Consider the following 26,672-nt stretch of genomic DNA (forward strand, 5'->3'; position numbering starts at 1 on the left):
TTTTAACCTTGTCTTTGTTTATGTTTTGGATTCTCGCAAATTACTCGAATCACGCCTTTTCTTTTGATAACCTTGCATTTGTCACACATTTTTTTGACAGAAGGTCTAACTTTCATAGCTTACTCCTACTTTTAAAGGCTACGCCTTATAAAATACTACGTTTATAGGGAGATTCCCTACACATCACTCTTGGAATGCTCTAAATCAAATTTATTACTTCCTAAATAGGCATTGAGTTTATAGTCCTCAAAGGCACTTCCAAATACCTAAACGACTATGCAAATATGCAAAACAAGAAATTTTTGCAATGAAGCGCGGATTATACTTAAAGAGTTATTAAAAACTACTTATACCTAAAAGTAATCCTGCCTTTATCCAAACTATAAGGAGTAAGTTCAATTTTTACCTTATCCCCTTGCAAAATCTTAATATAATGCATACGCATACGCCCTGCAATATGACATAAAATAATATGCCCATTTTCAAGCTCTACACGAAAAGTTGCATTAGGCAATGCCTCTTTTACGATTCCATCTACTTCAATTACATCATCTTTTGCCACTGTATTCCTTTATTATTCACTCTGCGGATAAAATTTCCGCTTTTCCATTAATAATTGCAACTGTATGTTCATAATGGCTACCCCTTAAACCATCCACTGAAACAACACTCCAATCATCCTCTAAAATCCTTGGTTCTCCATCTTTTTGGCAAATCATAGGTTCAATGCAAAACACCATTCCCTCTTTGATTTTGTCGCCTTGCTTGGCTTTCTTTCCTTCTAAATAATTTGGTATCTCTGGTTCTTCGTGCGGTTTTCTACCAATTCCGTGCCCACAAAAACCACGCAAGGGGACATATCCATACTCCAAAATAAACTGTTCCAACAAAGCACTCAACTCTTTAAAGTGCATTCCTGCTTTAATTTGAGAAATTGCAAAATACAAAGCATCTTTAGAACAAGCAATCAAACGCTCATCTGCTTGTGAAATTTTACCTACACCACAAGTGATCGCACCATCACCATACCATCCATCAAGTTGCGTTCCAATATCAAGCCCCACAATATCGCCAACTTGCAACTTATAATCTGTGGGGATTCCATGAATAATTACTTCATTAACAGAAGTACAAACAGATCCTGTAAATCCATACAAACCCTTAAAAGATGGAATCGCACCGCAAGAATGAATCATATCTTCGCAGATTTGATCCAATTCTTTTAGTGTAACCCCTGGCTTTACGTGCGCCTTAAGATGATTGAGAGTTTTTCCAACAATTCTATTTGCAGCTCTAAGTGCTTTAATTTCATTGGGCTTTCTAAGTGCTATTGCCATTATAAACCTACTGCACTAAGCGTTTTGTATTTATTCATATAAATTTGTGCTTCAATCTTACGCATCGTATCTACAGCAACTTGCACAACAATCAACACTGCTGTTCCACCAAAATAAAAAGGAACACCAGAAGCTTTAACCAAAACCCAAGGCAATGTCGCAATTAACGCCAAATATAAAGCCCCCCATAGCGTGAGCTTATTTGCAATATCTGTTAAACAATTTGCCGTTCCTTCACCTGGGCGGATTCCAGGTATAAAACCACCTTGTCGCTTAAGATTTTCTGAAATATCCTTTGGATTAAACACGATAGAAGCATAAAAATACGCAAAAAACATCACAAAGAAAAACATTAAAATGTTATAGATATAGCCATTAGGATTTAAAAAATCTGCAATTTGCATCATAACGCTATTTGATGAACTTTGCAAAACCGTGCTAGGAAACATCAAGAGTGCAGATGCAAAAATAGGAGGAATAACACCACTTAGATTCATTTTGATAGGAATATAATTCATAATACGTTTATCTTGATTTTGCATCACAACTTTGCGCGAATAAGAAACAGGAATTCTTCTTTCGCCAAGCTCTACATAAATAATGCAAGCTACCGTAATAATGATAATTGCAGCAATAAAAAGCAATACAATCCAACTAATTTGATTTGTATTAACAAGATTAAATGTGCCCGCAATCGCACTTGGAATCCCAGATACAATTCCACCAAAAATGATTAAGCTAATCCCATTTCCAATCCCTCTTTGTGTGATTTGCTCACCAATCCACATCAAAAGCATTGTTCCACAAAGCATTGAAAGCGCAGAAATGGTAATAAACACATTCATATCAATCATTATCGCACCATTTGCTCCTGTTCCCAAGCTTTTCAAACCAATAGACACACCAATTGCTTGAATAATTGTAATAACAATCGTTGCATAACGGATAATTTGCATATATTTTTGCATTCCATCACGCTCTTTTTTCATTTTGCCAAGATTTGGAAAAGTGGAAGCTAAAAGTTCCATAATGATAGATGCAGTAATGTAAGGCATAATCCCTAGAGAAATAATACTAAGACGCTCCACAGCATTACCACTAAACATATTAAATAAACCAAGTGCATTAGAAGCGTTATTGTCAAAAAATGATTTAATCACCATTGTATCAACACCCGGTACTGGAACATACGCCAACACGCGGTAGGCTAGAAGAAAGCCCAGCGTAATAAGAATCTTATTGACAATTGTCTTATTCATTATTTTTGTCCGCTTGTTGTGATTCTCTCATCTTTAATTTTTGATGCAAGATTTTTAGCATCTACACCAATAAGTTTGATTTTTGTTGTGTAAGATGGGAATTTATGCACACCTTTAATACTATCAAAAGTGATTTCTGCCAAACCTGCTACAACCTTAATAATATCTACATTGATCACATAAGGCTTTTCAACACGACTATTAAATCCTATTTTTGGAAGACGGCGTTGCAAAGGCTGTTGTCCTCCCTCAAAACCTCTTTTTTGCTTAGATCCTGTTCTTGCGGTCTGTCCTTTTCCACCTCTTGTAGAAGTTTTTCCCATACCACTACCTTGACCGCGTCCTACTCTTTTAATTTTTTTTACACTACCTTTAGCAGGTGCTAAATTTTCTAATGCCATACAATTCTCCTTATGCTTTTACCTTAGAAAGGGCTTCAATTGTTGCACGCACAACATTGTAAGGATTGTTTGAGCCTAAAGACTTTGTTAAAATATCCTTAATTCCCGCCTTTTCTAACACTGGACGCACTGAACCACCGGCAATAACACCTGTTCCTTCGCTTGCTGGCTTTAGCAACACGATGCTTGAATTATATTTTTCTTGCACATCATGCGCAATTGTAGTTCCTTTAATATTAACCTTAATAATGTTTTTAAATGCATCATCAATGGCTTTTTTAATCGCATCTGGAACTTCCTTTGCTTTCCCTAAACCAAAACCTACTAAACCAGCTTTATTGCCGACAACAACCAAAGCATTAAAGCGGAATCTTCGCCCGCCTTTAACAACTTTTGTAACACGTCCAATATTTACAACATACTCTTCAAATTCTTCTCTATTAATTTCCATAATTACCCCTACAGATTAATTCCGTTTTCACGGAGAGAATCAGCAAAACTTGCAACAACGCCGTGATACAAATAACCATTTCTATCAAAAAGAACTTCAGAAATTTTTGCCTTTTTAAGACTATCTGCAAACACAGTGGCGATTTTTTTCACATCTTCTTTATTGTTTTTTAAACCCATTTTTTTACCATCAACACTTGCTAGAGTTACACCCTTTGCATCATCAATTACTTGAGCATAAAAATATCTGTTTGAGCGAAAAATACTTAATCTTGGAGTTGTAGCATTTCCAAAAACTTTTGCGCGAATTCTAAGCTTTCTTTTAAGTCTTAAACTTCTCTTTCTTCTAATAATTTTACTTGTCATACTCTATCCTTATTTTTTAGAAGTTTTACCAGCTTTGCGAATTATGCGTTCATCGGAATATTTCACGCCTTTGCCTTTGTATGGCTCTGGTGGTCTAAACTCTCTAATTTCAGCTGCAATTTGTCCAATTTGTTGTTTATCAGAACCTTTGATAATAATAATATTTTTATCAACGCTGATTTCAACACCTTCTGGAATATCATAATTAATTGGATGAGAAAATCCAAGTGCAAGTTCTAAAACCTTACCTTTTACCGCTGCTTTATAACCTACACCATTGATTTCTAATTGCTTACTAAAACCTTCTGTTAAGCCAACTACAATATTGTTTGCTAATGCCCTATAAGTTCCCCAATATGCTCTAGCTTGCGCACTATCACCACTTAAAGAAAAACATAACTCTCCGTCTTTAAGTGTAATACCAACGCGTCCATAAGTTTCCAATTCTTTTGTAAGCTTACCGCCTTTAAAAACTATTTTGCTTCCTTCAATGCTAACTTGAACACTACTTGGAATGCTAATAGGTTTTTTTCCTACTCTTGACATTACATTCTCCTACCAAATACTGCAAAGGGCTTCACCACCCACATTTGCTTTATAAGCATCTTCATTGGCAATCACGCCTTTACTTGTGCTTACAACAATCGTTCCATAGCCATTCTTAAAGCGTTTTAGCTCATTTCTACTTTTATAAACGCGTCTTCCTGGCTTTGAAATTCTAGTGATTTCATTAATCACAGAATGCCCTTTTTCATCATATTTTAAAACAACATTGATAGATTGTTTTTTGTCTTGTTCGACAACCTTAAATCCCTCAATAAAGCCTTTTGCCTGAAAAACCTCTAGAATAGATACAACAATCTTTGCATAATACAAGTTTGTTGTATCCAAACGGCGCATACTTGCATTTCTAATTCTAGTTAATGAATCTGCGATAATATCATTTACCATTTTTACCCCTTACCAACTTGCTTTTCTAAGTCCAGGTATTAAACCTTCATTTCCCATTTTACGAAGGCAAACACGGCAAATACCAAAATCTCTATAAACAGAATGCGGTCTTCCACAAATTGAACATCTTGTATATGCTCTAACTTTAAACTTAGGCTTTCTTGCTGCCTTTGCAATCATAGATTTCTTAGCCATTGTTTCTTCCTTTTGCAAAAGGCAAGCCAAAGAGCTCAAGCAATTTAAACGCATCTTTATCATTTGTAGCAGATGTTACAAATGTAATATTCATTCCGTGGCTTACCATAATATCATCATACACTACTTCTGGGAAAATTAATTGTTCATTCACACCAAAGCTATAATTTCCTCTTCCATCAAATCCATTACGCGGAATCCCACGGAAGTCTTTTACTCTTGGAAGCGCAATAACAATTAACTTTTCTAGAAAGTTATACATTTGATTACCTCTTAGTGTAACCTTCACTCCCATAGGCATTCCCTCGCGCATTTTAAACCCTGCAACAGACTTTTTAGCAATTGTGATCACTGCTTTTTGTCCGGCAATTAGTGAAATTGTATCTGCAATATTTTGCATAATTTTTGTGTCTTTTGCATGCATACCAGCACCAACACTAATGACAATTTTTTCAAGTTTTGGCAAAAGCATAGGATTCTTAATTCCTAACTCCTCTGCCAACTTCGTTTTCATTTCATTTTTATAAGCAGCTTTTAATGCGAACATCGATTAATCCTCCGCTTTCTTGACATTTGAAATATGTATTGGCATTTCTTTATCCACAAAACCGCCTTTTGGATTTTTATCATTTGGTTTTACGGCTTTCTTTGCCACTTTACAACCCTCCACAATCACTTGTGAAGTCTTAGGCAACACGCGCAAGATTTTTGCCTTCTTGCCTTTATCATCTCCAGTGATTACTTCTACTAAATCACCTTTTTTAATTTTAAATTTTGCCATTATAATACCTCCGGTGCTAATGATACGATTTTCATAAAATTAGCATAACGAATCTCTCTACCAACTGGTCCAAAAATACGCGTTCCAATAGGCTCTTTTTTGCTATCTAAAATCACAGCTGCATTATCATCAAAACGAATCAACGCACCATCTTCACGATGCAATTCTTTTTTTGTTCTTACTACAACCGCTTTAACAACTTGACCTTTTTTAACTTTACCGCTTGGTAGAGCCTTTTTAACAGAAGCAACAATAACATCTCCAACTGTTGCATAGCGTCTTTTGCTTCCACCTAAGACTTTAATACACATAACTTCTTTTGCGCCACTATTATCAGCAACATTTAATCTTGTAAAACTTTGAATCATAGTTCAACTCCTACAGATACAACTTTATGAAGTGTAAAAGATTTTCTTTTTGAAAGCGGCTTGCACTCAATAGCTTCAATCACATCACCAACTTTTACACTATTCTTCTCATCATGCACAATATAGCGTTTAAATCTTTTTACGATCTTTCTATATTTTAAATGCATAACACGTCTTTCAACAAGAATTGTTACACTCTTATCGCCTGTTTTAGTTACGACTTTTCCAGCAATAACTCTTTTGTGCGGTTGTGCGCTACTCATTTACGCCCTCCTTTTTTCATTAAGAGCTGTCTTGATTCTAGCAATATCTTTTTTTGCAACTCTGATTTCACTAGAATTTGTAAGCTGCATTGTTCTTAGTTTCAAGTTCAACTCAAATAAAAGTGTTTCTTTTTCTTTTAATAAAGTATTTAACTCTTCGATTGTTTTGGTGTTAATCTCAGTATATTTCATTTTCACCCTCTCTTGTTACAATTTTTGTTTTAAAAGGGAGTTTGCTTTGTGCAAGAGCTAACGCACTTCTTGCAAGTGTTTCATCAACACTTCCCATTTCATAAATGATTCTACCAGGCTTAATATTCATCACCCATTTATCAACAGCACCTTTACCTTTACCCATTCTTGTCTCAAGCGGTTTTGCAGTAAGAGGCTTATCTGGGAAAACACGAATCCACACCATTCCCGTTCTTTTTGTAGCACGCGTCATAGCAATACGCGCAGCTTCAATTTGGCGAGAATCAATCCTTCCGTGTTCAATCGCTTTAATTCCAAATTCACCAAATGCTAACGAAGTTCCACGAAATGCTTTACCGCGATTTCTACCCTTCATTTGCTTTCTATATTTTGTTCTTTTTGGCATTAACATAATTTATTGCCCCCTTCTTTTTCTAGCTGGACGGCTTGATTTCTCTTCGCCCTCTTCACTTTGCTTTTCAGCCTGGATTCCTTTTTGCAAAACTTCACCTTTAAAAATCCAAACTTTTACGCCAATATTTCCATAAGTCGTTAAAGCTTCTGCAAACCCATAATCAATTTTAGCTCTTAGCGTATGTAAAGGGATTCTACCTTCCATATACCATTCTGTTCTTGCCATTTCAGCACCTGCTAAACGACCAGAAACACGAACTTTAATACCCTTTGCACCTGATTTAATTGCGCCTTGCATAACCTTTTTCATTGCGCGCCTAAATGCAATACGGCGTTCAAGCTGCGTTGCAACACTTTCTGCTGCAAGTTGTGCATTGCTTTGGGGCTTTTTAACTTCTTTAATGTTAATGAAAATATCTTTATTAACAATCTTCTTCAAAGCTTCTTTTAGCTTTTCAACATCTGCACCTTTTTTACCAATAATAATTCCCGGACGCGCAGCAACAACGGTAACACGCACCTTTTTAGCAGTGCGTTCAATTAAAATATCGCTAACACTTGCATAATAAAGTTCTTTTTTTAAGAACTTTCTAATCTTATAATCTTCAGCAATATTTTGCGGAGCACTGTTAAACGCAGGAAACCATCTTGATTCCCAATTTCTATTGATTCCAAGTCTTAGACCAATCGGATTAACTTTTTGACCCATTACTTATCCTTACTTTGTTGTGATACTTCCACAAGAATATGTGAAGTTGGTTTTCTAACTGGAGTTGCTCTACCTCTTGCTCTTGGCGTAAAGCGTCTAAGCACAGGTCCAGCATCTACCCTACAAGAAGAAACAATAACATTTTCAGCCTCATAACCACCATTAGCAACAGCAGAAGCAATAACTTTTGAAATAATTCTTGCTGCTTTATTTGGCATAAACTCTAAAGAAGCAATCGCAAGTTCTGCATTCATTCCTTGCACTTCTCTAGCAATCAATCTAGCTTTAGTTGGAGATAAACGAATATATCTTAATAATGCTTTACTCATTAATCACCCCTTACTTACCAATTTTCTTTTGGACACTACCTTTGTGTCCTTTGAAAGTTCTTGTAGGTGCAAATTCGCCCAACTTATAACCAACATGATTTTCTGTTACATAAACAGGCACGAAAGCTCTACCATTATGCACATTAAAAGTTAAACCAATCATATCAGGAATAACTGTGCTTCTACGCGACCATGTTTTAATAGGTTTGTTGTCTTTTGTCTCTTTTGCCTTGATGACTTTTTTCATCAAATGTTCATCGACAAAAGGACCTTTTTTTATTGATCTAGCCATTACTATTCCTTATTTTTTTCTTCTTGAAATAATCAGCTTATCGCTTGCTTTCTTTCTGCGTGTTTTATAGCCTTTAGCTGGCATACCCCACGGAGAAACAGGATGCCCACTTGAACCAGTTTTACCTTCACCACCACCATGTGGGTGATCTACTGGGTTCATCGCAGAACCTCTCGTCTGCGGACGCACACCTAAATGACGATTACGCCCTGCTTTACCAATCGAGATGTTCGCAAAATCTTCATTGCCAACTGTTCCAATAGTTGCCATACATTCACCTAAAATGTAACGCATTTCACCACTTGGCATTCTAAGAATTGAATATTTGCCCTCTCTACCCATAAGTTGTGCGCTAGCACCTGCACTTCTAGCAAGCTGTCCACCACGACCCGGATACATTTCAATATTATGAATCACAGTTCCAATAGGAATATTCTTAAGCTTCATCGCATAACCTAAACGAATATCCAAGCCACCTTCAGCTGCAATCACTTTATCGCCAACACCCAATCCACTAGGCTGGATAATATAGCGTTTATCGCCATCTGTATAAGTAATTAATGCAATCCTACAATTTCTATATGGATCATACTCAACTGCACTCACTTTTCCTTCTACATTAAACTTATTGCGTTTAAAGTCAATAATTCTATAAAGCTTTTTTGCTCCACCCTCTTTATGACGACTTGTGATTCTACCATTATTATTGCGCCCCGCATGAACTGGAAGCTTTACCAAAAGTTTTCTTACACTTGCTTTAGCAGTAATATTCTCTGAGCTAAGATTGCTCATAAATCTTCTACTAGGAGTGTATGGTTTATAAGTTTTAATTGCCATTTCTTACTCCTTATACCGCTAGTGATTCAATTTTCGCGCCTTCTGGAAGCTTAACATAAAACTTCTTGAAGTCGTTTCTTTTACCAATAACACCGCGGAATCTTTTAACCTTTCCTTCTTGTCTTAAAGAATTAATGGACAATGGCGTTACACCAAAATACTCTTTAAACACTTCTTTAAGTTGTGTTTTACTTAATTTTGGAGAAGTCTGCACTACAAGAACACTTTGCTCTTGAAGTTTTAAAGACTTCTCTGTATACATAATAGATTTAATATCTGTAATACTTGCCATTATTAACCCTCTTTAGTGATAGATTCAAAAAGCGATTTTTCAATCACCACAGATCTAAAAGTTGCCGCTAAGTAAGCATTTAACTCAACACCATCAATCAAATAGCAATCTCTAATGTTTCTAAATGCTAAAAATGTTTTTTCATCAAAGAGCTCAGAAACAAACAAAGTATTTCTTTGATTCAATGCCTTAAACATTGCATAAGCATCTTTTGTTTTACCGCTTTCCACTTGGATTTTATCCACAATAAACAAACTGCCACTATTTGCTTTTTCCAGTAAAGCATACTGTAATGCAAGTTTTTTTTGCTTTTTATTAACTTTTAGATTGTAATTTCTATTATTGCTAGGACCATGCGCAACACCACCACCTACAAACACAGGAGAAGTAATGCTACCCGCTCTTGCTCTACCGCCACCTTTTTGACTCCAAGGCTTTTTGCCACCACCGCTAACTCTTCCGCGTGTTTTTGCTGCTGCATTATTTGCACGCATTGAAGCCAAAAACGACTTGATATAAAGATAAAGATTGTGTGAATTGATATCTTTATAGCTTTCTGGTAATTGTGCCTCACCAGATTTCTTTAAATTTTTATCTAAAATAATTGCTGCACTCATTTCACAACCTTTTAACCTACGATTTTCAACTTACCAAATGCGCCATTAAAGCCCGGAACAGAACCTTTCAAAACCAAAACACCGTGTTCTTTATCAAAAGAAACAATCTCATTTTGAACAGTAACTTTCTCATTACCATAATGTCCTGCCATTTTTTTACCCGGCTGAACGCGACCTGGCCACTCACGATTTCCGATAGAACCCGGTGCCCTATGAAATCTACTTCCGTGCGCTCCTGGACCACCTTGGAAGTTCCAGCGTTTCATAACACCGCTGAATCCACGTCCTTTTGTATTAAAAGAAACTTTTGCTCTTTTTGCGCTCTCTAGTGAAGACAAATCTAAATCCCCAACTTCCGTATTACTAACTTCAAGCGTTGCAAATTTATTATATTCTTTATCAAGATTATATTTTTTTTGCTGTCCTACGATAGATTTATTTGTGTTTTTACCTTGATGGTATGCAACCAAAGCTTTACCACCTTCTAACACCTCACAAACCTTTGCAGTTTTTACCTTTAGTAAAGTTACAGGAATACTTGGCTTGCCAACAGTTCGGCTCATTCCGATTTTTTCTACTAAAAATTCCATTTACACCCCTTATTTACCCATTGAGCGGACTTCTACATCCACTTCAGGTGCCATATCTAATTTTGTCAAGCTATCCACTGTTTCAGGAGTCGCTGAGACAATATCAATGATTCTTGTATGCACTCTAATTTCAAACTGCTCTCTTGAATCTTTATTGATATGGGGAGATTTTAAGACTGTGTATCGTCTTTTTTTTGTTGGAAGTGGAATAGGACCACGAATCTCTGCACCGGTTCTTTTCACAGCTTCCACAATTGAAACGACTGAACGATCAAGAACACGATGATCATACGCTTTTAACTTAAGTCTAATTTTTTCCATTTATTTTTCCTTCAAAGAACTCACTAACATTGCTGTCAATGTAAATTTGGAAGTTGGGATTATACAGTTAATTGTTTGTTTTCGCAATACTTTTGTGCAATTTTTAATATGTTTTTTGCAATTTATTTCCTTAATAAAAGGAAATAATGCATTTTATTCTATTTTCAAGGAAATTAAAATCGTTTTTAGTCTCCTAAAAATTCTTGAAAAGATTGTTTTATCATTTTAGATTCCATATTTTCTAAATCTGGATTTTTAAAAAACCCTAAAGCCTTTTGGAATTTTTCTTTTGGCATAAACCCGGGATAAATAAACAATTCTTTACCGCTTGCACTTAAAAACACAAGTGTAGGTGTTGGGATAATCCTATATCTCTTAACCAAATCTGAAGTCTGCACACTTTTGTCTAAAAATTCCACAAAATGCATCTTAAAATAACTAACATTAATGTAATAAGGCTCGTAATTTGTTGTCAAAAAACCTTTAATATCTGCATTCTCTTTAACAATCTCCTTCAAACGATCACAATACACACAGCCATTTGCTCCAAAAACTATAAAATAAGGCTTTCCATCGCTTTTAATTGTGCCTGTTTCTTTAAACACATCAGCAACTTCTACATAAGAATTAATATCTACACTTTCCATTTCTGCTTGTTGTTCTTTAGTATGATTTGTGCCACTTGTTACCACATTTCCATTTACTTCATCTTGACAACCATACAAAACAAAGAACATTACAACTATCAAAAACACTCTTAACATTTCTTACCTTTTCTTCTTTTTATCTTGAATTCTCTTTTTAGCCTTAAGATATCAAATAATAACTTGATATAGCCCCCCCCCCGCCAATAAAGGAAGTATTATTTGCTTTTATTAATGCTTCTCCAAGTTTATAAGTGAAACATTCCTTTTCTTTTAAAGCTTCTTTATAATCAGGATAAGATTCCAATTGAGGAAGTTTGACTTTTGGATTCTTTTTGATTTTTTCTCGGTATTGCTTTTGTTCTTTATTATGTTGTTCTGTAATATATGAAAGAACATAAGGCATTCTAATGTATCCAAGAAAAGATTTAGAATTTTCTATCATTGCTCGACCTAATTTATAGGATAAATGGCTATGAATTCTAGATTTTGCTGTATTACTACCAATCACTAAGGTCCCTGCATTTAGATTATTGAGCTGTCTTTTTTCATTTATCAAAGTAGCAATATTTCCTTTGAGCTGATTAATTTGATCTTGCAAAGGTTTTAATTTTCTTGGATCCATTATCGAACAATATTCTTCAACAATTTCCTTATATGTTTCTATAGGAGGAATAATAAAATTATGATAATATTCCTGTGGAATCACAATAACCTCATCTCTCAAAGCCTCGAAATCTACAGATTCTTCATAGTAATTTCCATCTGGAGAAGCCAAGAAAAAAGCAATTAAATTACAAAATGGAAGTTTATTAGCATCTTCCCTCCAAGAATGCACAATATAATGAAATTCCCTGCCTTTATTTTCATAATGATCAATATTTACGAATGTCTCATCACATATCGAAAAAATCTTCTGCATTTCCAAAAAACAATTAAATGTATGTAATTCCTTTATCAATACCTGTCTTTGATTAAAAATTTTCAGACTTGAATAATTTAAAATCGACTCGCTTCTTTTGGGAATATCATTATTTGAAACACGATTCCAAGTGTGAACTCCTATCAAAACAAGACCTTTAAATCCCCTTTTAAACCTCAATAATGTTTCTCCTTCTTTCAAGCAATAAACAACTTCACTATACAAACTGTTTTGCTCTTGCTTTTCTTTCAATGTTCCACTAATTATCTCCATATCTTTAGGGGTACTTATAGTAAATTTAGGATTGCTATATTCAACAGATAAATTTGATAGCTTAAAAGATTCTAAATTAGAAATGATACTTTTACCAAATTCACACATAATTCTGGGCATCATATGCAACCGATCTACATTCTTAAAAAAATCACTTAATTTATGATTATCCACATATTCCTGCATATCAATACAATTAAATCCAAATTTTAATGCTGTTTTTTTGTGAATTGCGTTAATAATTTTACTATTTCCATAATGGTGAGTTGGGAGTATAATTACCAATATTTTCTTTTTCAAGCTATACAATTCTCCATAATACCAATTTAAATTTCTATAAATAAGACTCAAGCTAAGTTTTTCTCTGCTTCCAAAAGATCTAGCATTTGAATTTGTATCATTAATATTTGATTCTGTAATAATTAATTCTGCATTTTTAAAAATCTCTTGATTTCTCTCTCTTTTTAATTCGTAAAAATTTTGGATATGCGTTGTAGTTCCCAATGCAAAATTATAAAACTCTAATTTCTCATCTTCCATTCTATGCTTATTTAATTTTTCAATTCCTTCTCTAATTCCTTTTTGCAATCCAGTAGTTATTACAGAATTACTACCACCCAATAAAATAATATTATTTCCCATTTTCCATTCTCCTAACTATTTTTAAAATACATTTTGCAAAATCTTCATTTGCATTTAGACATTTTGCTACACGATAGTCCTTGATTCCAACTTTATGTGCAACTTCCATATATTGTAAAGAAAGTTCAAAATCTGTTTCAGAATTATCCAGCGTAAAAGAAATAGGATAAATCAACAGCTTTTTACCCTTATATTTTAATAACACATCTTGTAAGTTTGGCTCTAGCCATTTAATCGGACCAATTTTAGATTGATATGCAACCTTTATGCTTGCAAATTCTAATCCAAATTCCATAAAAATGGATTCCAAGATTTCCACATTTTCTAAAATCTCTTTTTGATAAGGATCTCCATTTTCTATGTTTTTTTTAGGTAAAGAATGTGCAGAAAATATCAAATGAAAATCCCTAGAATCCTCTCCGTTTAATCTCTCTTTAATGCGTTCTAAAACTGCTAAATTATACTCCCTATCTCTATAATAACGCTCTACCTGCATAATCTTTGGCGTAAAACCACACGCCTTAAATGCCCTTAAAATATCCTCCATTGAAGATGCTGTTGTTGTGTAGCTAAAATGCGGATACATACTAAAAAGCACCACTTCTTTAATCCCACGCGCCTTTAAATCATGCACCACCGCATCAGCAAAAGGCGGAGTATAGCGCATAGCATAAGTGAAATAATATTCAGATTTTAGCGTATTTAGGGTTTCACACAACGCAAGAGTATGTCCAACTAATGGTGATTTGCCACCAATTTTTTGATAATTACTCTGTGCTTCTTCTAAGCGTTTATTGACAATAAATCCACCTACCATCGCACGCAAAAAAGAGTTTTTAATCGGTAGAATATAAGGATCATTAAACATATTTTTCAAAAAAGTCTTCACTTCAAAAAGAGAATTTGGACCACCCATATTTAAAAGCACAACAGCTTTGAAGTTTGATATTTTAGATTCCAACTTTTGCTCTAATTTCACTCTCTTATTCCTTAACACATAAATTTAACATTCCACAAAAATTTTTCCCCTCATACAATTCCACACGAAACGCTTTGCCGCGCTTATCTAATGTATAATTTTTATCAATCATATTTTGACCAAGCCTTAAATTATGCTCACTAACAACGCCTTTTTTAGAATAACCAATCACATTTACACGCACTCCTTCTTGCTCACGCACCAAAAAATCCTTATGAAACTCCAAAACATCACCAACCTTTACTACAACTTCTTTGCCATCAAGTTCAACTTTTAACGACTCTAATTTGCATTGCATAGGAAAAATATCTTGCTTTAAATGTGTGATTTTCTTATGTCCAATATAAAGCTCAAAACCATCTTTAACTCTTTTAACTCCTCCAATGGGATGTGTAAAAACAAAGCGATTTTCATCAGCAAGTAACGGTATAAAATTCAAATAAGGCTTTATATCGCTTAGATTTAAAGTGATATTTTCATTGATTTTTACACTTCCAAATGTATTGATTTTTGACTCAATACTATTTAAATCCAAAGCAAAATTACGCTCAAATTCAATCCCTAAAATCCCCATTAATGCTTCAATAGAGCTTAATTGATAAAGTGTCTTTAATGGAAGTTCTTTAATGTTTTTGCTAGTTTCAATCGCTAATGCTGGCTTTAAATGTGTAACAGCAAAAAATGTTAAAGAGTTTTGTTGCTCTTCATCTTTAAATTTCGTCTCTGTATTGCGCACACCAAAGGTATGAAAATCATAATGTAAAGTCTGATTTAAACGTGCTTCAATCTCTTTTGCAATGGAATCTAAATTACCAAAAGGGACATTATCTAGCGTTTTTTGATCAATTACATAAGTTTGCCCCCACGCTCTAGGATTAAAAATAGAATTTTCCCATTTTTCTCTATAAAATCCGTGTCCATCGTGTAGATTAATAATAAAATCTACTCTAGAATCTTTAATAATCTTCTTAATGCGTTCTACATTTTTAAAATCCGGATCATTTTTTGCAATTTTTGCAAACTTACGATTCATATCCTTATAGATTCCACGCCTAAAAGCCACAATGCTATTTGGGTTTAAATTTGGCACAACTAGCACATTTCCTTTTTTTATTGTGTAATAATCTACTAAAAGTGCTGGAGCGAAGTATCCGCCGGGTTCATCTCCGTGGATTCCACCAATAACTAACAAGGTCGCTCCATCTTCACTGCCCTTTAACGCATAAAAATTAAAAGGTATATTTTCTTTAGAATCTTCTACTTTCACAACAATTTCTTGTGCTTGTTTGTTTTCTTGTGCAAGCACAGAGCTTATTACAAACACACATACAATAATGAATTGGACAAATTTTCTCAAATGATTTCCTTGCAAGCATAAAGTGCCATTTCTAAAATCCTATGTGAATATCCCCATTCATTATCATACCAAGTCATAATCTTTGCCATATTTTCTCCTAAAACAAAGGTTAAATCAAGTGCCACAACTCCACTTAAAGGACAATCTAGAAAATCCTGTGAAACTCCATATTCTCTATCTACTCCCAAAATCCCCTTAAGCCTACTTTCAGCGGCTTCACAAAACACTGCATTAATTGCTTCTTTTGTCGCATTACTTTTAAGATTAATATTTAAATCCACCATTGAAACATCAGGCACTGGCACACGCACACTATGTCCGTGTAGCTTGCCTTTTATCTGTGGCAATACTAAATGCAAAGCCTTTGCCGCACCTGTTGTAGTTGGAATCATATTAACTGCTGCTGCTCTGGAGCGACGAAAATCTCCCTTATGATGTGCAGCATCAATGAGATTTTGATCATTTGTGTAACTATGAATTGTCGTTAAAATGCCTTTTTCTATACCAAAAGATTCTTCTAAAAGCAAAATTACAGGAGCTAGTGCATTTGTTGTACAACTTGCATTTGAGAAAATTTTCTCCCCTTGATACTCGGTATGATTAACTCCTAGCACAAAAGTTTTTGTATTATCTTTTGCTGGAGCAGAGAAAATTACACGCTTTGCTCCTTTTTGTAAATGCGATTCCACATCATTCTGCGTTAAAAACAATCCGCTTGCCTCAATGACAACATCTGCTCCACAAATATCAATTTCTTTTGGAGTTTTATGCTGAAAAAATGGAATCTCACAGCCATTAAAAATTGTTTGATTGGGACTTTGTGTGATTTTACTACATTGATGCACAGAATCGTGCGTTAAAAGATAGCTTAAAATCTCTGGATTTGCCAAATCATTAATTCCTACAATCTCAATGCTATCTTGCATTTCACATAATGCTACACGCGCAATAGATCGTCCAATTCTACCAAAACCATTGATAAAAACTTTAATTTTTCGCATTGCAATCTCTTTTGTTGTTATATACTGAAATTGTAACATATTTAATAATATTCAAGTATTTTTAGGATATAATACCAACTTTAATTTTATTGTTAAGGATTGTCAATGTCTTTATATGATAGAAAACCTATAAATAGAGAGTATGGTTACAATGAGCAAACAACTTTTTCAAAAGGCGATGTTGCTCTTATTAGCTTTGTTAAACAAACTTATCAGCTTTTTGCAGGTTCTCTGCTTGCAGCGTCTGTGGGTGCTTATGTTGGAATCACAACATTTGGAAGTGTTGTAGCGCAATACTATATCGGATTTGTTATTTTAGAATTTGCTTTACTTTTTGGATTAATGTTTGCAAAATCTAAGCCCGGGTTAAATCTTTTAATGCTCTTTGCATTTACTTTTGTTACAGGTTTAACACTCACTCCAATTTTAAGCAAAGTTCTAGGAATGCCTGGAGGTGCAAATATCGTTGCTCAAGCCTTTTTGCTAACGACAGCAATTTTTGGTGTAATGAGTATTTTTGCGCTTCGCACAAAAAAAGATTTAGCAAGTATGAGTAAAATGCTCTTTATTGCTTTAATTGTTGTTGTTATTGGTTCTTTAATTAACCTTTTCTTAGGAAGTCCGATTCTACAAGTAATTCTTGCAGGTGTTGGTGCAATTTTATTCAGTATTTTTATCGCTTATGATACACAAAATATTGTTCGTGGCTTGTATGATAGCCCTGTGATGGCGGCTGTTAGCCTATACCTTGATTTCTTAAATCTTTTTATCTCATTACTACAAATTCTTGGAATCTTTAACTCAAAAGAATAATATAAACAATACGCAAAGCTCTCAAGCATTGCGTATTATTGATGCAAACCTTAACCGCTTGCGTGAAGGAATCCGTGTTGTAGAAGATATTTTGCGCTATGGATTTAACCAAAAGGATTTTGCGCTTTCTTTAAAGAATCTTCGCCATCAATGCAAACTCACAGATACTATTGTAAATCATTTAGACCTTCTAAATACACGCGATTCACAAAAAGATGTGTTAAAAATCTCCACAAAACAAGAACAAAAACGCGAAAATTTAGAAGATATTTTTCTAGCAAATTTCAAGCGCGCTGAAGAATCAGCCCGTGTCCTAGAAGAGATTTTAAAACTCGCAAACACACAAGAGAGCGAACATTTTAAAAGGATTCGCTACACACTCTATACGCTAGAAAAAGAAATCTTAATTACCATTTTTTCTCATTAAGGATTTTTATGCAAGATTCTATTATTCTCTTTGACTTAGATGGCACACTTATTGATTCTACTGAAGCTGTGTATGAAGGCTTTTGTGTGGCTTTTAAACATTTTCAAAAAACGATTCCAACTTTTGAATCCGTAACATCACAAATCGGGCATACACTAAATACAATGTTTGGGACACTTGGAATTACAGATGATGAAATCCCACAATTTATTAATGTCTATAAAGAACATTATCGCAAAATTTGTAATGCCAAAACCACACTTTTACCAAATGCTAAGGAAGCAATTTTGCAAGCCCATAGTTTTGCCAAGCTTGGAGTTGTTACAACAAAAACCGGACAATATTCTAAAATGCTGTTAGAAAATATGGGTGTTGCAAAGTATTTTACTTGTATTATTGGTCGCGAAAATGTGATCAACCCAAAGCCTAGCGCAGAGCCTATTTTAAAAGCCTTAGAATCCTTTGCTCCTATAAGCAAAACCCACATTTATATGATAGGTGATACACCCTTAGATATTCAAGCAGCAAATAATGCTGGGATTCAAAGTATTGCTGTTACCACAGGTTATGCAAGTTTAAAAACCCTAAAACAATACACATCAAACATTAAAGATAATGCTCTAAAAGCAGTGCTTTCTATTAAATCCAATCTTTAAATACGCAAATTTAGCCTACTTTTTGCCAAACTCTGCTACAATCTTAAAAGGTGTAGCAAGTGGTTGCTTATTTTAAGAGGAAAGTCCGAGCTGCTTTGGGATAGGATTCCATTTAAAGAATGGCTAGAGTAATCTAAGGGAAAGCGCAACAGAAAATAAACCGCCAATGGCAAGGGTGAAAAGGTAAGGTAAGAGCTTACCGGAAGCATTGCAAAATGCTTCGCATTGCAAGCCCAATCCGCAGCAAAATGGGCATGGTTAATATCCCAAGTTTTAGCCCATTGCTAGAATTTTACTGCAAGGTAAAATATAGATAAATAACCACATAAACAGAACTCGGCTTATAGCTACACCTAAAGGGAACACGATGAAGAAAAATTTAGATTCCATATTGCTAAGCCACGGAAGTGGTGGAGTAGAATCACAAAATCTTATTACAGAACTTTTTTATCCTTTTTTAGAAGGTTGTGTAATAGGCAGAGGAGAAGATGCTGGAGTTGTGAAAATAGATTCCAACATTTACGCAATAAGCACCGATGGTTATGTGGTATCACCAATCTTCTTTGCAGGTGGAGACATTGGCAAACTTAGTGTGTGTGGTAGTTGCAATGATATTGCGATGATGGGGGCAAAAGCAAAATATTTAAGTGCAAGTTTTATGTTAGAAGAAGGTTTAAAAATGAGTGATTTATCACGAATTGTGGAATCCTTTTCTGTAACCTTAAAAGAAAGTGGCGCAAAACTCATTTCAGCAGACACCAAAGTCCTCCCAAAAGGTGCATTAGATAAGATTTTCATCACCACGACAGCAATGGGTGAGCTTATGTATCCACATTTGCACTTGAGTGCTTTTAGGATTCCAATAAATTCTGCAATTCTTGTGAGTGGAAATATCGGCACACACGGAGCTGTGATTTATTCTAGCAGAGAAGGCATTAATCTAAATAGTACTTTACAAAGCGATTGCGCCTTGCTTTATCCGATTTTAGAACCACTCTTTTCTGCAAATCTCAATCTTTATGCATTAAGAGATGCTACGCGCGGTGGAATCGCAAGTGTCCTAAACGAATGGGCGCAAGCTTCAAATATTGGTATTACCATCTTGGATTCCAACTTACCGATATTGCCACAAGTGAATGGAATTTGTGAGTTGCTAGGATTTGAAGCTTATAATCTTGCAAATGAGGGAATGTGCGTGCTAAGTATTGCACAAAATGAAGCACAGCAAGCCTTAGAGATTCTCCATAAAAATGGCGCACCAAATGCGGCAATTATTGGCTATACCACAAATAAAAATCCAAAACGCGTCGTTTTAGAGACTTCTTTTGGTGCAAAACGCTTTTTAGACTATCCAAGCGGAGAGCTATTACCTAGAATTTGTTAGGAACTTCATTGGACTTAAGGCTTTAGTAAATCTTGGAGTTCTTGTGCGTTTAGAATCTTAACGCCTAGTTCTTTAGCTTTTATAAGCTTTGAGCCAGCATCCTCTCCACAAAGTAAAAAATCAGTTTTTTTAGATACACTTGCGCTAACTTTTGCCCCTAGAGATTCTAGTAATTCTTGGTAATCTTCTCGTTTTTTGGGAAGTGTGCCAGTAATCACAAAGGTTTTACCAGAAATTTTAGAATCTACCACTTGATTTTGACAAATTGGCGCAATAGATTCTAACAAGCGCAAAAGCCTTGTTTGATTGACATTGCAAAACTCTACCAAAGATTCCGCCATTTCACTTCCAAAGCCATCAAGTGCAATAAAATCTTCATAAGTTTTTGTGTGAAACTCCAAACCATAGGCATTTGCTAGTTTTTTGCTAGCACCTTCTCCAATATGTTCAATCCCAAGCGCATTGATAAATCTCCATAAATCCACACCCCTAACATTAGCAATGGCTTCTATTAGGTTGTTAATTTTCTTTTCTTTAAAGCCTTCTAAGCCTTCTAAATCACTAGCTTTTAGCTTGAAAATATCTTCAATGCTTTGAATCTTTTTATGTTCAAACAAAAGCTCTACGATTTTTTCTCCTAAGCCATCAATGTTTAATGCCTTTTTGCTAGCAAAATGCGTAATGGAGTTTTTGATTCTTGCGTGGCAATTTAGATTTTGGCATTTAATAAGTTTTTCTTCTATTAAAAGTGCGCTATTGCAAATTGGACATTGTGTTGGAATCGCACAAGGATATTGTGTGCCATCGCGTAGGGAAGGCAGGGATTTGATGATTTTTGGAATCACATCGCCACTTCTAATTAGCACAACAAAATCATTGATTTGAATATCTTTTTTGCGCATTTCATCAAAGTTATGCAAAGTTGCGCGACTAATTTTTGCTCCCTCTAATAACACAGGTTCAAGTTCCGCTACAGGAGTAATCACGCCTGTTCTACCTACTTGAAGCGTAATGCCTAAAATTTTTGCACGCTTTTCTAGGGCTGGAAATTTATAAGCACATGCAAAGCGCGGGGATTTGATTGTGAAGCCTAGTTGTTCTTGTAGATGAAAGTCATCAACGCAAAGCACCATTCCATCAAGCATAATCTCATAATTCTCACGCGCTTGTAGAAGTGTTTGGTAGGCTGTATTGATGGAATCATAATTGGAGCAGAGTTCTGTAAATGGTGGTTTTTGGAATCCTAAAGCATAAATCCCTTCCATTAGAGCAAAAAAGCCATTTTGTGTTGTTGAATTTGTGCTAATAAAATCCATAAAATCCCTAGTATCGCACGCTCCAACACCCCAAGGGATAAATTGTAATTTTCTACTTGCTGTGATTTTTGGATCAAGTTGGCGCAAACTCCCTGCTGCACAATTTCTAGGATTTGCAAAAAGACTCTCTCCATTGCTTTGCCGTTTTGCGTTTAATGCTTCAAAATCATTTTTACTAATCACGCATTCTCCACGAATTTCAATGCGTCCTTTATATGCAATGCTTAAGGGAATACTAGGGATTGTGCGTGCATTTTGTGTAACATCTTCTCCTATAAAAGCATCACCTCTTGTAGCAGCGCATTTTAGGATTCCATCTTCATAGAGCAGATTTAGACTTGCTCCATCAAACTTGGGACTTACACTAAAGAGTATTGGCGCATTAGAATCAAGTCCTAAAGCGCGCTTTGAGCGTGCAATCCACTCTTGTGCTTCTACTGCATTAAACACATCTTCTAAGCTCCACATTCTTTTAATGTGTTCGGATTTGCTAAAGGATTCTAACACTTTATCGCCAACGCGTTGCGTTGGAGAATCTTTGGCGATAGATTTTGGATTTTGCGCTTCATAATCTAGCACTTGATGATATAAAAGATCGTATTCTTCATCACTTGCAATAGGATCATCTAAAACATAATAATGCCTAGCCCACAAATTGAGTGTTTTTATGGCGCTTAAATAAGAATCTTGTGTCATTATAAATCAAGCTTTAACGCTTCATTATCCATAATCCCTATGCCCTTATTTAGCATATTTTGTGCGATTTCTTTTGCTTCATCAAGAGAGTGCATTGCATAAGTGCCACATTGTAGTGGGTTTGCTTCTGGGATTTGCGTTGTTTTTAAAATATCTTGCATACTATTTTCCCAAGCATTCTTTACAGATTCCGCACTTGGCGCACCAATTAAGCTCATATAAAAACCTGTGCGACAACCCATAGGAGAGATGTCGATAATTTCTACTGCACTGCTGTTTAAATGTTCGCGCATAAAGCCGGCAAAAAGGTGTTCTAGTGTATGGATTCCTTTTTCGCTTAGGATTTCAACATTAGGTTTGCAAAAACGCAAATCAAATACACTAATTGTATCTCCCTTTGGTGTGTGCATTGTCTTTGCAAGGCGCACTGCTGGAGCTGGCATTAACTTGTGATCAACTTTAAAACTATCTAATAATGGCATAAGATTCCTTTTTTAAAAATGTAGCGCAATGCTAACACAATAACTTAAAATTTAGTGTTAAATAAGAGCGAGGTTTATAAAATTATGAAATCTTTTTAAGCTTTAAAAAGTTTTTCAAAATCCTTTTCCCGCTCTCTTGCAAAATAGATTCTGGGTGAAATTGCACTCCATAAGTGTTGTAACGCTTATGCTTTAGTAACATTGGAATTTTTTGTCCTTGCAGTATGCTATATCCCAACATTTCACAATCACCTAATTTACTCACATACAAAGAATGATACAAAGCCACTTTAAAAGGATTCTTAATCCCTTGTGTGAGTGCGTTTGGATAATGATAACACAAGGTGCGTTTTGCATGCATTGGTTCTTGCATTTTTTCTACTTTTCCACCAAAAACTTGCGCAATACACTGATGCCCCAAACAAATCCCTAAAATATTTTTACTAGGGGCAAAGACTTTAAGCAACTCCAAACTTATCCCAGAATCCAAAGGACTTCCAAAACCCGGTGAAATCATTAAGCAATCAAAATCTTCTGCAAATACGACAGCTTTAGAAATTGGCGCAAAATCATTTTTCACCACACACACCTTTACTCCAAGCTCTTTTAAATAGTAATCTAAATTATAAGTGAAAGAATCATAATTATCCACAAGTAGCACACGCATTACACTAGCTCCACAGGCACAACGCCTCTTAAAGAATTAATGCAAAATATTTTCGCACCATTTAAATCTTCTTTTAATAACACTTGCTCCTTTAAGATTCCACATTGCAATAAAACTTCACGTAAAGTCCCTCCAAGCATTCCACATTTTAAAGACGGAGTGAGAAATTGCCCATCTTTTAAAAGCACAAGATTACTTCTAGATCCTTCACATAACGCATTGTTTTGATTAAAATACAACACATCAAAGCAATTTTTAGGCAACTTAGCCCTTAAAGTTGTTTTGTGATAAAGCAAGTCGTTTTGAGAGTTTAAAGGCGCATTTGCGATTTTAACTTGATTTGTTGTTATAGAGTCTAAGAGGCTTGCCTTAAGTGAAAAATCTCCATTTTTTTGCAAAATTAAATGCACTTTATAACATTGTTCATCACCTTGTAAATCTTGAAAATATGGAATCTTTTTTATTTCTGTAAAAAGCGATTCTAATTTTTTTGACTTTAACGTTAAAAAATCATCTAAACTTAAATTCTTTGGCATTTCAATCTCTTCAATTTCTTCTAAAAATCCAAGTTTATGTGTTCTAAATCCAAGCTTTTTTGCACTATTTATCAATCGTTTTTTGTGATGATATAATAAAAAAATTTTATCTTCATACATTAGCATTGTTTCAAAAAGCATAAAATCTAGTTTTGGAGTTAAAAACTGCGCTTTAAGTTGCAATTCTTTAAATTCTTCTTCACAATTAGAATCCCACACAATCCCACTTCCTACACCATAGTGATAAAAACTCTCTTTAGAGTCTTTACTCAAAGTTCGAATCGGCACGCTAAAAGTTGCTCTCTCATCCTTAATAACACCCAAAGCACCACAATACACGCCTCGTTCTCTTTGTTCCAACTCTGCAATCACACGCATTGTTGAGAGCTTTGGAGCACCTGTGATTGATCCACAAGGAAACACTGCTGAAAAAATTTCTCCTAAATCCTTTGTTTTTAGACGTGCTTTTAGAATAGAAATCATTTGAAAGAGTGTTTTAAATTTTAAAACTTTTAAAAAATATGGAATCTTAAGCGAACCAAGTTTGATAATTTTACTCATATCATTACGCAATAAATCAACAATCATTAAATTTTCACTTTGACTTTTAGAATCGCTTTTTAAAAGTTTCTTTAATTGCTTGTCTTGCTTGCTATTTTGACCACGCTTAATTGTTCCTTTCATTGGTGCAAAGGTGATTTTCTCTTTTCTTTTTTTAAAAAATAGCTCTGGAGATAGCGAAATAATTTCTACAAACTCACTTTTAAAATAACAACAATAAGGAGTTTTTTGTCTTTGATGAAGTGCCTTAAAAATCTCAAACCCATCACAATGACTTGTTAAATGCAGATCTTGAGTGAAATTAACTTGGTAAGTATTTCCAGCACTCAACTCATCTTTAATGCGTGAAAAAGCCTGCGCATAAGAACCTTTATTTAAATCTTTTAACACGCTTGGATAAAATAAAGGTTGAGAAAAAATAAAATCGCTTTTTATATAATTTTGCTTCCATTTTTTGCGCTCACTAAATAAAACAAACTCTAATAATGGGGTTTTGGATTCTGTTTTACTTAGTGCTTCATAACATATATATCCCACCCAAAAGCCACGCTTATCATTCTGGATTTTTAAAAAAGATTCCATAACATCCGCGCTCTTAAAACACACAACAGAAGACAAAGGCTTTTCATATTGGTATTTTCCATAGATACAAAACATAAGATTCCTAAAATCTAGCAAGCGTTAAAAGAAGTTTAGAAGTGGTACGCCCGGAGGAATTCGAATCCCCGACCTACAGGACCGCAACCTGTTGCTCTATCCAGCTGAGCTACGGACGCACAAGTGGTGGAGTGTAGGAGGATCGAACTCCTGACCTCAACGCTGCCAGCGTTGCGCTCTCCCAGCTGAGCTAACACCCCTACACTCTAAATAAAAACAAAAATTATAACAAATAAAGCTAAATTAAATTTTAAAATTTGGACTTTGCAGATAATTCTCCAACTCTTGCTGTAAAGACTCCAAACTCCCACAATTTTCAATCACATAACTTGCCATAACACGCTTTTGTTCTAATGGCATTTGTGCATTTATACGGCTAAGAGCTTCTTCTTTGCTGAAACCATTGCGTTCTTTTAAACGCGCAATCTGTAATTCTTGTGTGGTAAAAATCAATAAAGAATTTTTAATTGGATAATCACCACGCTCAAAAAATAAAGGAATATCTATAAAATAAGGAGTTTTTTTTTGCTCTTGTTTCTGCGCCTGCTGTAAAATCTCTGCTTTAACTTTTGGGTGTAAGATTGCTTCTAATTCTCTACGCAAATTTGCATTAGCAAACACGATTTTACCTAGCTTTTTGCGATCAATCTTGCCTTCAGCATTTAAAATTTCATCTCCAAATATCCTAAGCACAGAATCCTTGCTCTCTTCTAATACTTGATGTGCAATAGAATCTGCACAAATCACATAATAGCCATAAAGTTTAAGCAAAGAAGCAACTGTGCTTTTTCCGCTTCCTATACCGCCACTAAGCGCAATGGCATATTTTAGATTCAATTTTTTGCCACTCCAAGTAATGCCAATTTCACAGATTTTGGCAACACAAATGCACTTAAATGTAAGTTCGCATGATAATATTCTAAGTCTTCAAGCATATCTGCTCTTTGAAGTTGAATATCTGCTGTTGGATGATAAAGTTTGGAGGCAAAAATGTAACAATCCTGCAAAATTGATAAGGGCGCAAAAAATGGCATTTTAATTGCAAAATCCCCTAAGGATTCCAACTGCGTCTTAACTTTTTTAACATCTAACAAAATCTGTGCAGTGCGCGTTACCAAGATTCCATCATTTTGCAAAAGCTTGTTGTAAGCATTAGCATTTTCATCAAAAGATAAGATAATATCGTATTTCGCACTTCCTTCTTGCGAGTTTTGCTCTAAAAATTCTTGGCTAAGTTGTGGAATAAGTTGGAATCTCTCTGCTTCCATCACTTCCTTATAATGCGGCAGGAAACTAATTAAAGATTCTAATACTTTCAAATCAAACTGCAAAAAATCCACTTGTAATGCACTATGACGCAAAAACTCAAAAGCAATCTCAAGATTAAAACTTCCAGTAATCAACACACGCTTTGGATTCTTATGAGAACAAGCACTTAAATGCGCTAAAAGCTCACTTTGCACACATAATAGATTCTTTAATAATAGCCCCTCATTAAGCAAAGCAATTTCACCAAAGGCTTCAGAGTTAAACAACTCCAAAGTATGTTTTGCCCCCTTAGCCTCTAAAAGTTTGCGCTCTATTTTGTATTCTTGCTGAAATTTATCATCATAGGATTTTGTAACCCACATATATAGCCTTTATAATTCTTTAAGCCTTTATAGCTTTTTAGAAGCCTATTGTAACTTTGATAAA

At 34.8% G+C, this 26,672-nt stretch carries 39 protein-coding genes, 2 tRNA genes and 1 other RNA gene; 5 read left to right on the forward strand and 37 right to left on the reverse strand.

Going from position 1 to position 26,672, the window contains the following annotated elements; translation table 11 throughout:
• Window positions 1–2: 2 nt before the first annotated feature.
• The 29 genes from rpmJ to gap all read right to left on the reverse strand — a co-directional run bounded on the left by rpmJ (window position 3) and on the right by gap (window position 16,782).
• Entirely contained in the window at window positions 3–116 is a 114-nt protein-coding gene (gene rpmJ, locus Q0358_RS04685) for a 50S ribosomal protein L36 (protein ID WP_005022299.1), read from the reverse strand.
• 227 nt (window positions 117–343) lie between these two features.
• Window positions 344–562 (reverse strand): translation initiation factor IF-1, encoded by a 219-nt coding sequence (infA, locus tag Q0358_RS04690; RefSeq protein WP_006801843.1) that lies wholly within the window; start codon window positions 560–562, stop codon window positions 344–346.
• 16 nt (window positions 563–578) lie between these two features.
• The gene (gene map / locus Q0358_RS04695) at window positions 579–1,337 is read right to left on the reverse strand and encodes a type I methionyl aminopeptidase (protein ID WP_299547934.1); all 759 of its coding nucleotides are present in this window, start codon (window positions 1,335–1,337) and stop codon (window positions 579–581) included.
• A complete protein-coding gene (gene secY / locus Q0358_RS04700; protein ID WP_299547937.1) occupies window positions 1,337–2,596 on the reverse strand; it encodes a preprotein translocase subunit SecY in 1,260 nt (419 codons plus the stop codon). Before secY ends, map begins: the two co-directional genes overlap by 1 nt.
• Entirely contained in the window at window positions 2,596–2,997 is a 402-nt protein-coding gene (rplO, locus tag Q0358_RS04705) for a 50S ribosomal protein L15 (protein ID WP_299547940.1), read from the reverse strand. Before rplO ends, secY begins: the two co-directional genes overlap by 1 nt.
• Window positions 2,998–3,007: 10 nt before the next feature.
• A complete protein-coding gene (rpsE, locus tag Q0358_RS04710; protein WP_006801847.1) occupies window positions 3,008–3,448 on the reverse strand; it encodes a 30S ribosomal protein S5 in 441 nt (146 codons plus the stop codon).
• Between the two features lie 8 nt (window positions 3,449–3,456).
• Window positions 3,457–3,813: a 50S ribosomal protein L18 gene (rplR, locus tag Q0358_RS04715; protein ID WP_299547947.1), complete on the reverse strand. Its 357-nt coding sequence runs from the start codon at window positions 3,811–3,813 to the stop codon at window positions 3,457–3,459.
• Window positions 3,814–3,822: 9 nt separating this feature from the next.
• Window positions 3,823–4,359: a 50S ribosomal protein L6 gene (gene rplF, locus Q0358_RS04720; protein WP_299547950.1), complete on the reverse strand. Its 537-nt coding sequence runs from the start codon at window positions 4,357–4,359 to the stop codon at window positions 3,823–3,825.
• Between the two features lie 9 nt (window positions 4,360–4,368).
• Window positions 4,369–4,764, reverse strand: a complete 396-nt coding sequence (rpsH, locus tag Q0358_RS04725) for a 30S ribosomal protein S8 (RefSeq protein WP_299547953.1) — start codon at window positions 4,762–4,764, stop codon at window positions 4,369–4,371.
• Window positions 4,765–4,773: 9 nt separating this feature from the next.
• The gene (locus Q0358_RS04730; protein WP_026943278.1) at window positions 4,774–4,959 is read right to left on the reverse strand and encodes a type Z 30S ribosomal protein S14; all 186 of its coding nucleotides are present in this window, start codon (window positions 4,957–4,959) and stop codon (window positions 4,774–4,776) included.
• Window positions 4,952–5,506: a 50S ribosomal protein L5 gene (rplE, locus tag Q0358_RS04735; protein WP_299547962.1), complete on the reverse strand. Its 555-nt coding sequence runs from the start codon at window positions 5,504–5,506 to the stop codon at window positions 4,952–4,954. Before rplE ends, Q0358_RS04730 begins: the two co-directional genes overlap by 8 nt.
• Before the next feature lie 3 nt (window positions 5,507–5,509).
• Complete coding sequence (gene rplX, locus Q0358_RS04740) at window positions 5,510–5,740, reverse strand: 50S ribosomal protein L24 (protein ID WP_299547965.1); 231 nt, start codon at window positions 5,738–5,740, stop codon at window positions 5,510–5,512.
• Window positions 5,740–6,108 (reverse strand): 50S ribosomal protein L14, encoded by a 369-nt coding sequence (gene rplN / locus Q0358_RS04745; protein ID WP_006801854.1) that lies wholly within the window; start codon window positions 6,106–6,108, stop codon window positions 5,740–5,742. The genes rplX and rplN overlap by 1 nt, the downstream gene beginning before the upstream one ends.
• The gene (rpsQ, locus tag Q0358_RS04750) at window positions 6,105–6,371 is read right to left on the reverse strand and encodes a 30S ribosomal protein S17 (RefSeq protein WP_299547969.1); all 267 of its coding nucleotides are present in this window, start codon (window positions 6,369–6,371) and stop codon (window positions 6,105–6,107) included. The genes rplN and rpsQ overlap by 4 nt, the downstream gene beginning before the upstream one ends.
• The gene (rpmC, locus tag Q0358_RS04755) at window positions 6,372–6,563 is read right to left on the reverse strand and encodes a 50S ribosomal protein L29 (RefSeq protein ID WP_299547972.1); all 192 of its coding nucleotides are present in this window, start codon (window positions 6,561–6,563) and stop codon (window positions 6,372–6,374) included. It abuts the gene before it with no gap.
• Complete coding sequence (gene rplP / locus Q0358_RS04760) at window positions 6,550–6,975, reverse strand: 50S ribosomal protein L16 (RefSeq protein ID WP_279129222.1); 426 nt, start codon at window positions 6,973–6,975, stop codon at window positions 6,550–6,552. The genes rpmC and rplP overlap by 14 nt, the downstream gene beginning before the upstream one ends.
• A 3-nt stretch (window positions 6,976–6,978) precedes the next feature.
• Window positions 6,979–7,686 carry a 30S ribosomal protein S3 gene (rpsC, locus tag Q0358_RS04765; protein ID WP_299547981.1) on the reverse strand — a complete coding sequence of 236 codons (708 nt, stop codon included), beginning with the start codon at window positions 7,684–7,686 and terminating at the stop codon, window positions 6,979–6,981.
• On the reverse strand, window positions 7,686–8,015 hold the full coding sequence (rplV, locus tag Q0358_RS04770) for a 50S ribosomal protein L22 (protein WP_006801859.1): 330 nt from the start codon (window positions 8,013–8,015) through the stop codon (window positions 7,686–7,688). The genes rpsC and rplV overlap by 1 nt, the downstream gene beginning before the upstream one ends.
• Before the next feature lie 10 nt (window positions 8,016–8,025).
• Window positions 8,026–8,307 (reverse strand): 30S ribosomal protein S19, encoded by a 282-nt coding sequence (gene rpsS, locus Q0358_RS04775; RefSeq protein WP_006801860.1) that lies wholly within the window; start codon window positions 8,305–8,307, stop codon window positions 8,026–8,028.
• A 9-nt stretch (window positions 8,308–8,316) separates the two neighbouring features.
• The gene (rplB, locus tag Q0358_RS04780) at window positions 8,317–9,144 is read right to left on the reverse strand and encodes a 50S ribosomal protein L2 (RefSeq protein ID WP_299548006.1); all 828 of its coding nucleotides are present in this window, start codon (window positions 9,142–9,144) and stop codon (window positions 8,317–8,319) included.
• A 10-nt stretch (window positions 9,145–9,154) separates the two neighbouring features.
• A complete protein-coding gene (locus Q0358_RS04785) occupies window positions 9,155–9,436 on the reverse strand; it encodes a 50S ribosomal protein L23 (RefSeq protein ID WP_006801862.1) in 282 nt (93 codons plus the stop codon).
• Window positions 9,437–9,438: 2 nt separating this feature from the next.
• Complete coding sequence (rplD, locus tag Q0358_RS04790; protein WP_299548009.1) at window positions 9,439–10,053, reverse strand: 50S ribosomal protein L4; 615 nt, start codon at window positions 10,051–10,053, stop codon at window positions 9,439–9,441.
• A gap of 11 nt (window positions 10,054–10,064) precedes the next feature.
• The gene (gene rplC / locus Q0358_RS04795) at window positions 10,065–10,643 is read right to left on the reverse strand and encodes a 50S ribosomal protein L3 (protein ID WP_299548012.1); all 579 of its coding nucleotides are present in this window, start codon (window positions 10,641–10,643) and stop codon (window positions 10,065–10,067) included.
• A 9-nt stretch (window positions 10,644–10,652) separates the two neighbouring features.
• Window positions 10,653–10,964, reverse strand: coding sequence for a 30S ribosomal protein S10 (gene rpsJ / locus Q0358_RS04800; RefSeq protein WP_034287206.1), 312 nt, complete (start codon window positions 10,962–10,964; stop codon window positions 10,653–10,655).
• A 185-nt stretch (window positions 10,965–11,149) separates the two neighbouring features.
• Window positions 11,150–11,728, reverse strand: a complete 579-nt coding sequence (locus Q0358_RS04805) for a thioredoxin fold domain-containing protein (RefSeq protein WP_299548018.1) — start codon at window positions 11,726–11,728, stop codon at window positions 11,150–11,152.
• A gap of 43 nt (window positions 11,729–11,771) precedes the next feature.
• Window positions 11,772–13,445 (reverse strand): hypothetical protein, encoded by a 1,674-nt coding sequence (locus Q0358_RS04810; protein WP_299548021.1) that lies wholly within the window; start codon window positions 13,443–13,445, stop codon window positions 11,772–11,774.
• A complete protein-coding gene (gene hemH / locus Q0358_RS04815; protein ID WP_299548024.1) occupies window positions 13,435–14,424 on the reverse strand; it encodes a ferrochelatase in 990 nt (329 codons plus the stop codon). Before hemH ends, Q0358_RS04810 begins: the two co-directional genes overlap by 11 nt.
• Before the next feature lie 4 nt (window positions 14,425–14,428).
• Window positions 14,429–15,781, reverse strand: coding sequence for a M99 family carboxypeptidase catalytic domain-containing protein (locus Q0358_RS04820; RefSeq protein WP_299548027.1), 1,353 nt, complete (start codon window positions 15,779–15,781; stop codon window positions 14,429–14,431).
• Window positions 15,778–16,782 (reverse strand): type I glyceraldehyde-3-phosphate dehydrogenase, encoded by a 1,005-nt coding sequence (gap, locus tag Q0358_RS04825; RefSeq protein ID WP_299548030.1) that lies wholly within the window; start codon window positions 16,780–16,782, stop codon window positions 15,778–15,780. Before gap ends, Q0358_RS04820 begins: the two co-directional genes overlap by 4 nt.
• Window positions 16,783–16,887: 105 nt before the next feature.
• Between gap and Q0358_RS04830 the strand changes: the two genes are divergently transcribed.
• From Q0358_RS04830 to hypE, 5 genes are all read left to right on the forward strand, one after another.
• A complete protein-coding gene (locus Q0358_RS04830) occupies window positions 16,888–17,595 on the forward strand; it encodes a Bax inhibitor-1/YccA family protein (protein WP_299548033.1) in 708 nt (235 codons plus the stop codon).
• A gap of 28 nt (window positions 17,596–17,623) precedes the next feature.
• Window positions 17,624–18,022 (forward strand): thiamine-phosphate pyrophosphorylase, encoded by a 399-nt coding sequence (locus Q0358_RS04835; protein WP_299548036.1) that lies wholly within the window; start codon window positions 17,624–17,626, stop codon window positions 18,020–18,022.
• A gap of 8 nt (window positions 18,023–18,030) precedes the next feature.
• Complete coding sequence (locus Q0358_RS04840; RefSeq protein ID WP_299548039.1) at window positions 18,031–18,678, forward strand: HAD family hydrolase; 648 nt, start codon at window positions 18,031–18,033, stop codon at window positions 18,676–18,678.
• Window positions 18,679–18,725: 47 nt separating this feature from the next.
• Window positions 18,726–19,038, forward strand: an RNA gene (gene rnpB / locus Q0358_RS04845) — RNase P RNA component class A.
• A 7-nt stretch (window positions 19,039–19,045) separates the two neighbouring features.
• Entirely contained in the window at window positions 19,046–20,062 is a 1,017-nt protein-coding gene (gene hypE, locus Q0358_RS04850) for a hydrogenase expression/formation protein HypE (RefSeq protein ID WP_299548043.1), read from the forward strand.
• Between the two features lie 14 nt (window positions 20,063–20,076).
• Here the strand turns inward: hypE and ligA are convergent, their stop codons facing one another.
• The 8 genes from ligA to Q0358_RS04890 form a co-directional block, all read right to left on the reverse strand.
• Entirely contained in the window at window positions 20,077–22,074 is a 1,998-nt protein-coding gene (ligA, locus tag Q0358_RS04855; protein ID WP_299548046.1) for an NAD-dependent DNA ligase LigA, read from the reverse strand.
• Window positions 22,074–22,556, reverse strand: coding sequence for an S-ribosylhomocysteine lyase (gene luxS, locus Q0358_RS04860; protein WP_299548049.1), 483 nt, complete (start codon window positions 22,554–22,556; stop codon window positions 22,074–22,076). Before luxS ends, ligA begins: the two co-directional genes overlap by 1 nt.
• A gap of 82 nt (window positions 22,557–22,638) precedes the next feature.
• Complete coding sequence (locus tag Q0358_RS04865; RefSeq protein ID WP_299548052.1) at window positions 22,639–23,223, reverse strand: aminodeoxychorismate/anthranilate synthase component II; 585 nt, start codon at window positions 23,221–23,223, stop codon at window positions 22,639–22,641.
• Window positions 23,223–24,977, reverse strand: a complete 1,755-nt coding sequence (locus tag Q0358_RS04870) for a bifunctional anthranilate synthase component I family protein/class IV aminotransferase (RefSeq protein WP_299548055.1) — start codon at window positions 24,975–24,977, stop codon at window positions 23,223–23,225. The genes Q0358_RS04865 and Q0358_RS04870 overlap by 1 nt, the downstream gene beginning before the upstream one ends.
• A gap of 42 nt (window positions 24,978–25,019) precedes the next feature.
• A tRNA-Arg gene (locus Q0358_RS04875) sits at window positions 25,020–25,096 on the reverse strand.
• A 5-nt stretch (window positions 25,097–25,101) separates the two neighbouring features.
• A tRNA-Ala gene (locus Q0358_RS04880) sits at window positions 25,102–25,177 on the reverse strand.
• Window positions 25,178–25,220: 43 nt separating this feature from the next.
• Window positions 25,221–25,814: a dephospho-CoA kinase gene (gene coaE, locus Q0358_RS04885; RefSeq protein WP_299548058.1), complete on the reverse strand. Its 594-nt coding sequence runs from the start codon at window positions 25,812–25,814 to the stop codon at window positions 25,221–25,223.
• Entirely contained in the window at window positions 25,811–26,608 is a 798-nt protein-coding gene (locus tag Q0358_RS04890) for a spermidine synthase (RefSeq protein ID WP_299548061.1), read from the reverse strand. Before Q0358_RS04890 ends, coaE begins: the two co-directional genes overlap by 4 nt.
• Window positions 26,609–26,672 lie beyond the last annotated feature (64 nt).

It is taken from the genome of uncultured Helicobacter sp. (genome assembly GCF_937893305.1).
In the GTDB taxonomy this organism is placed as follows: domain Bacteria; phylum Campylobacterota; class Campylobacteria; order Campylobacterales; family Helicobacteraceae; genus Helicobacter_D.